This is a genomic window from Sinorhizobium sp. 22678, assembly GCF_052044265.1.
GTDB classification, from domain to species: domain Bacteria; phylum Pseudomonadota; class Alphaproteobacteria; order Rhizobiales; family Rhizobiaceae; genus Sinorhizobium; species Sinorhizobium meliloti_A.
In genome coordinates this window covers 57,419-70,468 of the sequence record NZ_JBQEMS010000022.1, presented here as the reverse complement: position 1 = coordinate 70,468, position 13,050 = coordinate 57,419, and the positions used below count along the sequence as shown (strand labels likewise).

The 13,050-nt window shown below is 56.4% G+C and carries 11 protein-coding genes and 1 pseudogene; 4 read left to right on the top strand and 8 right to left on the bottom strand.

Going from position 1 to position 13,050, the window contains the following annotated elements:
• Positions 1 to 8: 8 nt before the first annotated feature.
• The 3 genes from ACTJKL_RS25500 to ACTJKL_RS25490 all read right to left on the bottom strand — a co-directional run bounded on the left by ACTJKL_RS25500 (position 9) and on the right by ACTJKL_RS25490 (position 3,234).
• Positions 9 to 440, bottom strand: a complete 432-nt coding sequence (locus ACTJKL_RS25500) for a pseudoazurin (RefSeq protein WP_051514968.1) — start codon at positions 438 to 440, stop codon at positions 9 to 11.
• A gap of 80 nt (positions 441 to 520) precedes the next feature.
• Positions 521 to 2,770: a nicotine dehydrogenase subunit alpha NdhA gene (gene ndhA, locus ACTJKL_RS25495; RefSeq protein WP_084438676.1), complete on the bottom strand. Its 2,250-nt coding sequence runs from the start codon at positions 2,768 to 2,770 to the stop codon at positions 521 to 523.
• Positions 2,767 to 3,234 (bottom strand): (2Fe-2S)-binding protein, encoded by a 468-nt coding sequence (locus tag ACTJKL_RS25490; RefSeq protein ID WP_024900002.1) that lies wholly within the window; start codon positions 3,232 to 3,234, stop codon positions 2,767 to 2,769. Before ACTJKL_RS25490 ends, ndhA begins: the two co-directional genes overlap by 4 nt.
• Before the next feature lie 282 nt (positions 3,235 to 3,516).
• Between ACTJKL_RS25490 and ACTJKL_RS25485 the strand changes: the two genes are divergently transcribed.
• A complete protein-coding gene (locus ACTJKL_RS25485) occupies positions 3,517 to 4,185 on the top strand; it encodes a TetR/AcrR family transcriptional regulator (RefSeq protein ID WP_145926109.1) in 669 nt (222 codons plus the stop codon).
• A 162-nt stretch (positions 4,186 to 4,347) separates the two neighbouring features.
• Here the strand turns inward: ACTJKL_RS25485 and ACTJKL_RS25480 are convergent, their stop codons facing one another.
• The 4 genes and pseudogenes from ACTJKL_RS25480 to ACTJKL_RS25465 all read right to left on the bottom strand — a co-directional run bounded on the left by ACTJKL_RS25480 (position 4,348) and on the right by ACTJKL_RS25465 (position 6,991).
• Positions 4,348 to 5,250, bottom strand: coding sequence for an NADP-dependent oxidoreductase (locus tag ACTJKL_RS25480; RefSeq protein WP_440854104.1), 903 nt, complete (start codon positions 5,248 to 5,250; stop codon positions 4,348 to 4,350).
• Between the two features lie 86 nt (positions 5,251 to 5,336).
• Complete coding sequence (locus ACTJKL_RS25475; RefSeq protein WP_024900006.1) at positions 5,337 to 5,735, bottom strand: DoxX family protein; 399 nt, start codon at positions 5,733 to 5,735, stop codon at positions 5,337 to 5,339.
• 31 nt (positions 5,736 to 5,766) lie between these two features.
• Complete coding sequence (locus ACTJKL_RS25470) at positions 5,767 to 6,147, bottom strand: glutathione S-transferase N-terminal domain-containing protein (protein WP_024900007.1); 381 nt, start codon at positions 6,145 to 6,147, stop codon at positions 5,767 to 5,769.
• A pseudogene (locus tag ACTJKL_RS25465) lies at positions 6,144 to 6,991 on the bottom strand (DODA-type extradiol aromatic ring-opening family dioxygenase). Before ACTJKL_RS25465 ends, ACTJKL_RS25470 begins: the two are co-directional and overlap by 4 nt.
• 158 nt (positions 6,992 to 7,149) lie before the next feature.
• Here ACTJKL_RS25465 and ACTJKL_RS25460 point away from each other — a divergent pair.
• From ACTJKL_RS25460 to ACTJKL_RS25450, 3 genes are all read left to right on the top strand, one after another.
• A complete protein-coding gene (locus ACTJKL_RS25460) occupies positions 7,150 to 8,064 on the top strand; it encodes a LysR family transcriptional regulator (RefSeq protein ID WP_035209847.1) in 915 nt (304 codons plus the stop codon).
• Between the two features lie 712 nt (positions 8,065 to 8,776).
• Entirely contained in the window at positions 8,777 to 9,649 is an 873-nt protein-coding gene (locus ACTJKL_RS25455; protein ID WP_243016886.1) for an XdhC family protein, read from the top strand.
• Between the two features lie 459 nt (positions 9,650 to 10,108).
• Positions 10,109 to 11,168, top strand: a protein-coding gene (locus ACTJKL_RS25450; protein ID WP_440854103.1) for an IS630 family transposase whose coding sequence is annotated in 2 segments (ribosomal slippage) — positions 10,109 to 10,602 and positions 10,601 to 11,168 — 1,062 coding nt in all. Because the reading frame shifts where the segments join, the coding sequence is not laid out codon by codon here.
• A gap of 188 nt (positions 11,169 to 11,356) precedes the next feature.
• Here the strand turns inward: ACTJKL_RS25450 and ACTJKL_RS25445 are convergent.
• Positions 11,357 to 12,745, bottom strand: a complete 1,389-nt coding sequence (locus ACTJKL_RS25445; protein ID WP_440854102.1) for a methyl-accepting chemotaxis protein — start codon at positions 12,743 to 12,745, stop codon at positions 11,357 to 11,359.
• Between the last annotated feature and the right edge of the window lie 305 nt (positions 12,746 to 13,050).

The following is a 13,050-nucleotide window of genomic DNA, read 5'->3' as shown; positions in this document are numbered from 1 at the left end:
AATCAACTTTATTTCTCTGCCTCGATCGAGGCAATAATTTGCTCCACGATTTTCTTTGCCTTACCATTGAACTTTAGCGACTTAACTTCTTCCAAATTTGCTGGCTCTCCGGCAACGATCGCGCCGATCATGCCCATCGCAAAGTGCGGGGTGCACTGGTAGACGTACACGCCAGGGACATCAATCTTAACTGAAATCTGATTGTTGATCTTGCCATTCCATGGCATTGCCCCATCAGGAATGGCATTCTTGATAGAGGCGCTGTTGTGCCCCTTATCTTTCAGGATAAATGTGACTGTGTCGCCGGGCTGGACGTGTAGAACCCTTGGTTCAAACGCCATGACTGTTCCGTCGGCCGCTTTGTTTGTCATTTCCACTTGGTGATCTGCAGCCCACAATACAGTAGGAAGCAGGAGTGCAGACGCTGCAGAAAATACTATGGTGTGAAAATTCAAGAGTTCTTCCTTATGATTGTAAGAGCCGCTGGGCAACGGCTCTTAACTGTCGGCGCGCCGAGTTTCTATACTAACGACAGTTCCTTGATCGGTAGGGACCTAATCCTCGGTCCGCCAGCGTCAGCGATGGCGTTAACCAAGGCGGCAATCGTGATTGGAACGGCATCCTCCCCAACGCTCTGCGGCGAGCCCTCGCTTGGCAGCAGATTTATTTCGATCTCCGGCACCTGAGCGATGCGAAGGATCGGGTAATCATAAAAATTGTTCTGCTGCACCTGGCCGTTCTCCAAGGTGATCTCGCTATAGAAGGCGTTCGTCAAGGCGTACGAGATGCATCCTTCAAGCTGCTGCCTTACAATATCCGGATTGATGATAGTGCCAGCGTCGATGGTAATCGCGACCTTATCTACACGGACGGAGGCGTCCTTGATCGTTACGTCCACCACCGCCGCCTTCGACGACGACTCGTAGCCAAGGTAATAAGCGGTGTCGCTCACCGCTATGCCTCGGCCCGAGCCATTCTTTGCGCGCCCACCCCAGCCAGCTTTCTCGGCAGCCGCATCGAGGACCCGACGCAGAGTCTTTGAGCGTGCGACTGCGATGTCGTACTGCTCAAGGTCCTTCGGGATGAGGGATGGGTCGAGCAACGCCCTATACAAATCAACGGAGTCCTTATGTGCCAATACCGCCAGTTCGTTGAGAAAGCCGAAGTTCATCCACAAGTGCTGCGTCAACCCCACCCCCCTCATCCATCCGAACGGAATGGGTGTAGTCTTGTCGCGTTGGTAGGCAATATGCATGTTAGGGAAGAAGAACGGAAAATGCGTTCCACCATAGGACTGTAACGCCGCCTGTGCGCTAGCGATCCGGCACGACCAGGTGTCGATGTTTCCATCTTCGTCGAGCGCACCTGCGAATTTCACGACTGTAAGCGGTGTATAAGTGCTGTGCTTGATGCATTCCTCTCGACTCCAAAGCACTTTCACCGGCGTTCCTGACATTGCTTTGCCGATCTGAACTGCCTGATAAACGAAGTCGTTCTGGACACGTCGGCCAAAACCGCCGCCGCACTGCATCAGGTTGAACTTTACGTTCTCCGGCGCCAAGCCCGTCAGTTCAGTCGCAATTCGATGCGCATCGTCGGCATATTGGCTCCCGGCCCACACGGTCGCTTTGGATTTCTCAATTAGTACTGTGCAGTTAAGCGGCTCTAAGGGCGCGGGATCCATGAAAGGAAAAACATATTCAGCTTTCAGTGATAGCTTAGCTTCTTTGATCCTTTTGCCGACGTCACCCGTCTCAACCAAGACAGGCAACTCACCACTTGCCTGCGTGGAAAGCGCTGTCTTCAACTTATCTGACGTCAAACCAGCATGGGATCCGCCATCCCACTCAATCTCCAATGACTCCAGCGCGGATTTGGCTTCCCACCAGCTATCAGCGACAACGGCGACCGTATCATCAATATTTACCGCCGCCGCCCAGAGATCGGGGTCCTCTCCATCCGGTACAGGCGAATTGTAGCCGACAAATCCGCCTTTAATTTGGACGATCTGAGGATTACCAGGCAAGTCCTTCAGTGCCTCGTCGTCGACCCGCACCAACTTACCGCCAAAGACAGGGGATTGCTGCACGGCGGCGTAGCGCATACCTGGCAAATCAATATCAATGCCGTAAACAATCTCTCCGCGTGTTGCAGGCACAGTACTTAAGGGGGATATCGGCTTGCCAATGAAGCGTCGATCGGCAACCGATTTGTATACGACCTTCTCAGCTAACGGAGGGGTCAGCTTAACCGCTGCTGCGGCAACGTCGGCATAATTTACGCTGCGGCCGCTCTTGCCATGGTGCACTTGATTCCCACCAGTCGTCAGCTCTTCCGTCGGGACCGAAAGGCGTTCTGCGGCCGCTTCAAGGAGCATGGCCCGCACTTGCGCTGCCGCGAGCCGCGAGGGTGCAAAGAGATAATGTGCGGACAAACTTCCAAGTGTCGTGGTCCAGACGTAGGGCGTGCCGCGAGCCTTGCTAATGGCGGGATCGTAAAATGCCACAGACATCTTTTCCCAGTCTGCATCCAACTCTTCGGCAAGCATCTGCGGAATTGTCGTCGTTACGCCTTGCCCTACTTCGGTTTGCGGAACCGTGTAGGTCACTGTGTTGTCCGGGTTGATGACGATCCAGGATAGTATTTCCACCCCTTCGGTTGCTGGCGCGGTACTTGACTGCGCGCCTGAGCGGGTAATCGGGAAGAGCACCGCCCCTGCAAGTGCTCCCGTGCCAAGTAGAAATGCGCGACGATTGACAGAGACGCTCATTGAGCTGCTCCTTTCAGCATAGCTGCAGCGGCATGAATGGCCGCGCGGATGCGAGGATAAGTGCCACACCGACAGATATTGGTGAGCTCCCTATCGATGTCCTCGTCTGTCGGCGAGGGGTTCTTGGCCAAAATATCGGATACGGCCATGATCATGCCGGACTGGCAATAGCCGCATTGCGGCACGGCATGCTTGATCCATGCCTGTTGAACCGGATGGGAATGATCAGCGCTCAATCCTTCGATCGAAGTCACCGATCCCCCCGCAACACTTTCGACGGTAGTTATGCAGCTTCTTACGGCCTCGCCGTTGAGATGAACGGTGCATGCACCGCACTCGCCGACGCCGCAGCCGAACTTCGTGCCCTTAAGCTTGAGGTAGTCGCGAACGACCCAAAGCAGTGGCGTAGCCGGATCGACATCGACCGAACGCGCGCTGCCATTAACAGTAAAATCGACTTTCATTTTTTCACCTCCGGAGTGTGGTCCCGTTTGTCGCAGATCGTCTTTTGTGGCAGTTTGCCAAAATTATTCACAATAGTAAATACATTTGGTTCCTCTCTAAACGCGCGACGGATACGAATAGAATGGTGAAGAAGATAGGCATCGAAAATTCGACATTTGGCCCTACATTGACGGGATTAACGATTCCGGATAATTCCACACTCGCCTAAATTAAGTGCGTAAGCCTGTGGTCATGTGTGTTTCCATGAAACGGAATCAGGCTTTTAAAAACACGGAATGTGCATGCGCAAACAACCCCACCAGCGCCGCCGGCCTGGCCGCCCCTCGCATGATGGTGACCTTAAAGAGACTATCCTGGACCACGCCGAGATTGTTTTTGCGGAGCGGGGATACTCTGGGGCGAAGACGCGCGAAATAGCGGCGAATGCTGGGGTAAATCAAGCGCTTATCCGCTATTATTTTGGAGACAAGGAATCGCTTTTCGATGAAGTTTTCCGGCGGCGCGGGGGTATATTGTCGGGTACCCGACATGTTCTGCTCGACAAATTGCTGGAAGAGGCTGAGCGCCCAGCTGTCGAGGCAATCGTAAAGGCCTATCTGCAGCCCCAGTGGGACATGAAGTACAGCAACGAGAACGGCGCTTCTTTTGTACGCCTGCAAGCCCGTCTGCATGCCGAGCAAGAGGAGCACGCTCTCCGCCTACGCCGTGAGGTTTATGACGCCTCTGTTCGACGATACATTGACGCTCTCCAAACCGCGATGCCTGGCATACCGCGTGATCTTTTGAGCGTACGCATGGCGTTCCTAGTAGGCACCTACATGTTCATGCTGAACGACCTAGGCCGTATCGGCGACCTGACAGAAGGAAAGGTCTCATCGCTCAGTAAGGAGGCTATGCTCGAGAACCTCGTCGCCTTCCTCTCTGCGGGGTTACGGGCGCCGGCCAGCTAAGTTGATTGGCGTAGGCTACAATCGAGGACTGACGCGGGTGCGTAGCCACTCCGCATAGGCTGGCTGGCCCATTTCGAGAGGTTGATCTGGCACCCCCGCCAACGACCCGCCCAGAATTGGCGGATCGAGGGAGCATTCAAGGCGGAGCCGCGTCGGTCTTTCTCAGTGTCTGAGAACGACTTTTCCGCGAGCCCCTGCCGCCACCGCGTTATGGGCCGCACCGATCTGATCCAAGGTCAGGGTCTTGGAAATCGGGATCACCAGCGATCCGCTGACGGCGGCGACCAGCACTGTGTCGAGCATGGCCGCGTCGGTGCGGTGGTAAATTTCAAAGATCGTAACCCGGTTGCCGGCATTGGCGCCTTCGGGTACTGGAACGATGCTCGCAACCTTGCCGCCGTCGCGAACATTGCCGATGAGGTGGTCGGCCACCGGGCCAGCGGTGCTGATCGCATAGTCGAAGCTCGGGCGTGCGGTGGGAACCGTGATATCGAGCACCTCGCCAGCCAGTTCCTGACCTTCGTGCAGCCGTTCTGGCCTGACGCCGGCAACCGGCATTGCGCCGATCTCCTGGAGATATTGGATGGCGGAACGTCCGACCGTGCCAAGGCCGCCTGAAACGAGGACCCGGTCTCCAGCCTTAACGTCGATCGCCTCGACGGATTGCCGGCCGGTAAGGCCTGCCTTCACCAACGAGGCACCCTGCTCGAAACTCAGGCCTGCCGGCAGTTTCGCCATGGATGTGGCCGGAACCACTCCGAATTCTGCATGCGCCCCTTTGCCGTTTGCCGCGAAGTCGGCGACAACCCGCTCTCCGACCACGAAGCCGGTCACGCCTTCGCCAAGTTCGGCGATGGTGCCGGCGGCGTCGCCGCCGAGCACTGCCGGCAGTTGAAGCGGAATGAATTGGGCCATGTAGCCCTGGCGGAGAATAAGGTCGAACGGATTGACGGCGGATGCCTCGATCTTGATCAGGACTTCGCCGGGTCCGGGGGCCGGTGTCGGAATATCCCCGATTTCGAACTGATCGACATCACCGTAGGATTTGAGAAGTGCGGCTTTCATTTGTGGCTCCATCTATCGTTTCGTGTGCGCGAGGGGCCCGCCGCCCGACGGCAGCCAAGCCCCTGCGTTTCCGGATGGCGGCCGTCTCAGGCCATGGCGGAACGACGAGCGCTGTCGAGCGTCCACGCGCCACCGCCATTCGCGGCGATGAAGAGGAAGATAAAACAGTACAGGATCGCCGGCTCGCCCATATTCAGGGACGGCCAGAAGCCATAGGGCGTGTGGACCATGAAGTAGGCGATGGCCATTGTGCCCGAAGCAATGAATGCCGCGATGCGGGTCTGATAGCCGACGATCATCAGGATCGAGGTGATCACCTCGATGACACCGGCGATGATCATGATGGTCGGAAGCGGATAGGATACGCCCTGTACAGGACCCGGAAACTGAAGCAACTTCATCGTTGCGTGCTCGAGGAACAGAAGGGCCGCCATGATGCGCAGGGCCGTGAGGGCGTAAGGCGCCCATTTGCTGATATTGGTCATTGAGGTTCTCCAAAGAAGTTTTCGTCAGCGATTAGGCGGCGGAAGCCGCCTTCTTGAGCTCCATGTTTTCCTTCCAGAGCCTCATCGAAATTGCGAACACGCCATCGACGTAGTTCCGGTAGACCGTCATGCCGGCCGGATCGCGGCCCGTCTTGGCGGCAAAAAATTCAATGATGTCGTCGGATTCTGCGATGTAGCGGCCGGGCTCAAGCTGGGCGGCGGGAAAGCTCACCTTGTCGAGATGCGATTGAAGCTCCGCCCGGATCGTTTCCTCCTGCTCCGTGCCGGGCACGAAATTGCGGCTTTCGACTTCCGAGGCCAGTCCCGTTTCCAGAAGGAACAGGCGGACCTTGAGGCAGAAGGGGCAGTTTTCCTTGAGGTAGATGACCGGTTTGAAGGTTTCGCTGGTCATTGCGCGTCTCCATTTGATTGCGGGGCTGAGGGGGCGTGTCCGAAGCGGAAGCTCGATGCGGTGAGCCCGCCTCCGAAGTCTTTCTGGTGATAGGTGGTGGCGCCCGGTTCGTCCTCGGCGGCGCCGACCACCACCATCAGCGGGATGAGGTGGTCCTCGCGCGGATGAGCCGCGCGGGCAGCGGGCGCCAACTCCCATTCGATCAGCCGCTCGGTGCGCTTGTCGGATGGCGAATTGACCAGCGTCTCCTGGAGCCAGGCGTCGAAACGGCGGGACGGTTCGTATCCCCAGGTGCCGCGCATGGCCGACAGGTTGTGATAGCTGAGACCGCTACCGATAATCAGGACGCCTTCATCACGAAGGGGAGCGAGCGCCCGGCCGACATTGATGTGCAGTGCCGGATCGTAGCCCGCATCCAGCGAAAGCTGGACCACCGGAACATCCTCGTCCGGATAGAGTGGCTTCATGATGCTGAAGGTGCCGTGATCGTAGCCGCGCGTCGGATCAAGCGCCGCTTCGATAGCCCTTGCGCGCAGCAACCGCTGTACGCGATTGGCGAGGTCCGGCGAGCCCGGGGCTTTGTAGGTGATGTGATAGAGGAGCTCCGGAAAGCCGTGGTAGTCGTAGACCATGCCGGGCTCCACGCCCGAGGAATGGCAAAGCCCTTTTCCTCCCAGTGGCCCGAAACTACCAGGATCGCCTTCGGCTTGTCGCCGAGTTCGGCGCGCATGTCGATTAGCGACTTCTCCAGCACGTCGAACATACGGCGGAGCTCGCCTGTCATGTATGGCCAGGGACCGCCGCCATGGCTGATGAAATAAGTCGGGAGTCGAGAATCGGTCACCGGATTATCCTTCACAACATACCGTGAATGCCGCGGCTCGTGGCGCCGTTGGAAAAGCGAGCCTCCGACGACGCCTGTTGAGGAAGAGTTTGATTTTTTCTCAGTCGTTGATCAATGTGACATTTATTGAAGAACTATTTCCTGGATGTTGATGATCGATGGATACGTTGACGAGCCTGCGGGTGTTCTGCACCGTTGCGGAACTGAAAAGCTTTACTTCTTCCGCCACTCGCCTCGGCATCTCGCCGGCTATGGCGAGCAAACATGTGATACAGCTCGAAAGCCGGCTGGGGACGCGCCTGCTCAACCGAACTAGCCGCCGTGTCAGCCTGACGGAAACTGGACGGCTCTACTTCAATCAGACCAGGCAGATGCTCGAAGGGTTGGACGAGGTGGAGGCGGCCATCGGCAATGTCATGGTGGCGCCCCGGGGCACACTCAAGCTGAGCGCGCCGGTATGGACGGCAAGCGCCTACTTTGCCGATATGCTGGCAGAATATAAACGGCGTTATCCCGACGTCTGCCTGGACGTGGATCTAAGCGGCCGGATCGTCAATCTGGTGGACGAAGGCTTCGACCTAGCCTTGCGGGCAACCACGCGCGATCGGCTGGATCCCGGCCTCGTCGCCCGCCCGCTGGCCGATGTCGAGTTCATCCTGCTGGCCTCGCCTGATTACCTGAAGCGAACGGGACGGCCGCGAAGTATCGCCGAACTCAATGGCCACGCGATGCTTCGCTACAGCGGCGTCAACCTGGGCGAGAGCATGTCGCTGGAAGGGCCCGAAGGCCGGCAGAACGTCACGTTCCGCAATGTGATGCTGAGCGACAATGAGACCGTCCTGTACCTCGCGGCCCTTCGGGGAATGGGTCTGGTGTTCCTGCCGAAATGGATGGTGGACGAGGATATTGTCGCCGGCCGGCTGGAGACGGTGCTTCCATTTGCGCTTGGCTTCAGCAGCACGCTTCACGCCGTCTACCCAAGCCGAAAATACCTTTCAGCAAAGGTCCGCACCTTCATCGACTTTATGACGGCGAACTTGCAGGGACTAGAAAAAACACCCTTACGCAGTTAGCCTATCCGAATTCACAGAAATACAGAAATCGCCGAATTTTGCCCCCCATAATCGCTTAACGCAGTTTCCGACGATCCTTAATCGCCACTTAGATTCTCCCTCGGTTGCTACCGACGCCACAAGCGCGAGTGCGCACCTACACCTACGACTGGCATCGAATATCGATGCGTCAAGATCGATTTGTGTGGCTCGTTATCACCGTTTTGGTAGATCACCCACCTTTCTGCTTGAAAATTCCACATCACGAAGCTGCGGCGCGTCCTATCGAATTAACAATTCCTATTGTGATTAATTTTGTTTCAACAGGACGCTGGGACGTGTATTGTCCCCTCATTGAGCGTGCGAGACATCAAGCGAACGAGAATATAGGCGTGTGGTAGACTGCATGTCCGACTGCGCAATCGATTGCCAGGCCTGACGCGGATGCAACTACCGAAACTAACAGTCATAAATGCAGAAGAGCGCCCGTCATTCATCAGGCTTCTCGGTTCCCGCCGGTAGATTGCCACGATAAGCACTTGCGGCGCTAACAGAAGTACGCCGTCCGCTCGCTCGCAAGACGGTAGCGATAAGGGGAGCGGCTGCCACTTCCTCGACGCTGCGCCAGGTCGCACACACTCGATTCGCGAACCTAAATTGTTTGGTTTTGTAGGGGACCGTTATGCTCACGACTTCGAATGAATTGCCCTTAACGTCACCGACTAGAGCAGTCATGACCGACGATCCAGCCGAAATCCTCTCATTGGCGGCTTCTTGGCTGCGAGAAGGAGACGTTGCTCTAGCAACGCTTATCGAAATCCGCGGTGGTTCCGCCCGGTCGCTAGGGTCCCAGATCGCCGTTGCCTCAGACGGCCGCTTTTGCGGCTACATATCGGGCGGTTGTGTGGAAGCAGCGGTCGCTTTTGAAGCAATGCTGGCTATATCACAAGGTCGGGACCGTATGATAACGCTTGGCGAAGGTTCGCCCTACTTTGACATCGTACTACCGTGCGGTGGCGGCATCAAAGTTGCGATTCACCTCCTGCGAGGAATGGGCGAGATACAATGCACTCTGGAGCGCCTCACAAAAAGGGTTCCGACAGCACTCAGTTACTCTCCGGGCTCCCAGACCCTCACGGTTGCCGATCCGCCGGCCATATCTGGGTGGGACGGAGAAAGTTTTCTAGTTAAGTACGTCCCGTCGCGCCGGATCGCCCTGTCTGGAAACGGGATCGAAGCTGAAACACTTTCTCGGATTGCAGCAGCATGCTCTTATGATGTCGTTTCCATTGTTGATGCCGGCCGCGACTTAGAAGGCTTGCTTGACAACTTCACCGCCGTTGTCTTGCTTCACCATGATCTCGAGCGTGAACGTCCAATCCTCCGCGTTGCTTTAAGATCTAGCGCATTTTATATCGGTGCTCTAGGGAGTGCCCGTACACACCAGAAACGTCTGGAACGACTGCGAGATGACGGGGTGGAAGACTCCGAGCTCGAGCGCATCAGGGCACCGATTGGAATGTTTGGGCCAGCAAGAGAGGCAAACTCACTGGCTCTTTCCATACTTGCAGACATAGCGGCTAGACAAATAATTGCGGATAAATAGCTACCTTTCGCTGTTTCGACGTCGAGATATCCCGTTGTTCTGAGGTGGCCCGATTATGTCAGTGCATCGGACCGCCTGCCTTAATGTGCTCCGGCGTGCAAATTTGGTTCTGACTCGAATTGGTTGATTTTGAAGATTCAGGTGGCTCTGATTTTCAAAGGGGGATCAGTGCCATACGCGCTCGGTTTCGCCTTTCCATTCTCACCCCGCCCGGTTTGGCGGCAGAACAGGTTTGTAGACGTCTCTCCCAGACCCTGACCTGTATTGCTCAAGTCTGGCCAGCATCCGAAAACGAAGCCCTCATGCCCTGGAACTTCGTATGCACCGCCTACATTATCGGCGGCGGTTGCAGTAAAGGACCTGCAATCAGGAAGTAATACGCCGCCTCGCTGACCTCGACTCTTTGGCCTTCCCAAAGCGCGGTGAATCTGAATCTCTGGTGCAAACCGGAGGTCTGCGATGCGATCAGGGATTTCGTTACGGGCGGATTTTGCTGGGGCCGACCTGCAGCGACTGGCGCGGCAGACGAAGGACGCAGTTCAGGCACGACGTTTGTTGGCACTGGCCTTGATCTACGATGGAGGCTCGCGTTCCGATGCCGCCCGCCTCGGCAATGTGACGCTCCAGATTGTCCGGGACTGGGTCATGCGCTTCAACGAGCGCGGCCCCCAAGGCCTGATCAATGGCAAAGCTCCTGGTCAGCAGTCGCGGTTGAACGATCAGCAGCGTGCGGCCTTGGCGCAGGCCATCGAGCGTGGGCCAACACCCTATCTCGACGGCGTTGTTCGCTGGCGTCTGTGCGATCTGGCGCAATGGCTTTGGGAAGAGTTTCGTGTTTCGGTGAGCGAGCAAACGCTGAGCCGTGAAGTCCTGACCATGGGCTATCGCAAGCTGGCTGTCCGGCCCAAGCATCACGCTCAAAACCCTCAAGCCATTGAGGATTTTAAAAAAGTTCCCTGCCGCAGTGGCAGAGATTGCCGCTGGAGCGGCCCGAGGAAAACGCATAGAGATTTGGTTCGAGGATGAGGCCCGTATCGGGCAGAAGAACAAGATCACGCGCCGTTGGGCCAAGCGTGGAACACGGCCTTCAGCACCGCACGATCAGCGCACAAGGTCGGCCTACATCTTCGGCGCAATCTGCCCGAAGCTCGGCAAGGCGGCGGCGCTGGTCATGCCATGGTGCGACACCTACGCAATGACCCAGCATCTGGCCGAAATCGCCCGTCACGTCGATGACGACGCGCACGCGATCCTCATCATGGATCAGGCAGGCTGGCACATGTCCAACAATCTCGTCGTGCCCGAAAACATCACCATTCTGCCTTTGCCGCCGAAATCGCCGGAGCTGAACCCGGTCGAAAACCTCTGGCATTTCATGCGCGACAACTGGCTATCAAACCGCGTGTTCAAATCATACGACGACATCGTCGATCATTGCTGCGATGCCTGGCGAAAGCTCGAAAGCCAGCCCTGGCGCATCATGTCTATCGGGCGCAGAGAATGGGCCAATGAGTTTTGATCAGTGAGGGGCCGTATAAGCCCACGGTGAAGGCTTCACCGGAGGCTTACATCAGGAACGTCGCAAGCGGCTGATCGCTTACGCTCAAACGCCTTCGCGACCACGAAAGACACCGGGGCAGTGGCAAAACGCGTCGTGTGAGGCCGACCCGGTCAGAAGCGGCCCCTCGCTGGTCTTTGTGAGCTGTCTCAGGAATTTGCAGCCAGTCTGATATGCGGTCTCGCATTGTCCAACGTGAAATGGGCTGCGATCGAATTGAGGATATCGGCCTGCGCGGCAAGGTCGTGAGCCACAGCCGCAGTTTCCTCTACCTTTGCTACATTCTCCTGCGTCGTCCTGTCGATATTGCTGACCGCATCCTTGATGCTGGTGACAGCAATCGATTGCTCTTGTGTCGATGTGACGATGGCGTCGACATGCGAGTTGATTTCCTGAAAGCTCGCAACGATCTTCTCCAAGGTTCCCTTCGTTTCCTGGACCAAGTCGACGCCTTTTTGCACATGGCCACTCGAACGCAGCACCAAGCCCTTAACCTCCTTGGCCGCGCTCGCAGATTTTTGTGCCAGTTCCCTCACCTCCTGAGCGACCACAGCAAAACCCTTGCCCGCGTCGCCGGCCCTGGCTGCCTCCACGCCGGCGTTCAGCGCAAGCAGATTGGTCTGAAAAGCGATGGAATCAATGACTCCGAGAATATTGTTGATCCCCGCGGAGGAGTTCTCTATATCGCGCATCGCAGCGATCGCACTCTCCACTATGTGGCTTGATTGGCTGGCATTCGCTGACAGATCACGAACGAGCTCTCCCGCTTGAGCTGCACGGCGTTCCGCCATCGCGGCGGTGGTCGCAACCTCCTCAAGTGCTGCGGCGGTTTCCTCTACATGCGCGGCATGCTTTTGGATCGATAACGACATTTGATCGGAGCCATTTCGGATCTCTTCGGACGCTGCCCAAACAGTTTGTGAATTGGTGCTCAGCCGCTCGACTATTGATGCAAGTTCTTTGACGGTTGTATTGAAGTCCTTCCGGAGACCGTCGAATTCCGGCGACATCCGATCGCTGATCGCGCATGAAAGGTCGCCAATTGCCAAACGGTGCAAGGCTTTCGCGATGCGGGCAAATGCCGCATGGCGATCCGCAATCTGCCGCTGTTCTGTTTCACGCGCCACCTTTTCAGCCTGGCGTAGTTCCGCAACTTCACGCATATCTTGCCAAAAGGAGATTACGCAATCGCGATCTTCAATGGTTGCGAAAAAAAGCGTGATGACAACGGGCAAGGGAGTACCGTCGGCTCGTTGGTGGAGCCATTCGAAACGGGTCCATCCGTTCTTAAGGGCCAATGCAGTGTTTTCCGCGACGGCTGCGATCGGATCCCTACCGTCTGGTTGTTCTTTTGGTGAAAAGTCCGCAGGTCCCAGGCCAATTATCTGCTCTCTTGGCATGGCCAAGATTGTTTCCGCAGCTTTGTTGCAGTGCACAAATTTATGGTTCTCTACGACGAAGTAGGCATCCGGGGATTTTTCAAAGATGATGTCTGAAACCTGTTGTTCAAACGAGAGCTTTCTTTTGAAGATATGCATGTTTCACAATTCCTTTCGACTGGCATCAGCATCGAAAGCCTGAAAAATAGATTCCGGATTCAACGCGTTGTTTTCACTGCCCAACGCAACCAAGAACTCATCAAGTCATCTCGAGTATCAGTTGTGTCCTGTTAGAAATCTTTCTCAATAACCGCGGCAAGTCATTTGGGCGAGCTTGTGACGTCTTTTGTCTTGGTTCGATCACATGGACGACATTTGCTGAAGACGGTTAATGAGGCGTTTCACAACAAGACGGACCTATACTTTGTTTCGCAAAGCGGATTTCAGCTTCGCAATGGTCGCGA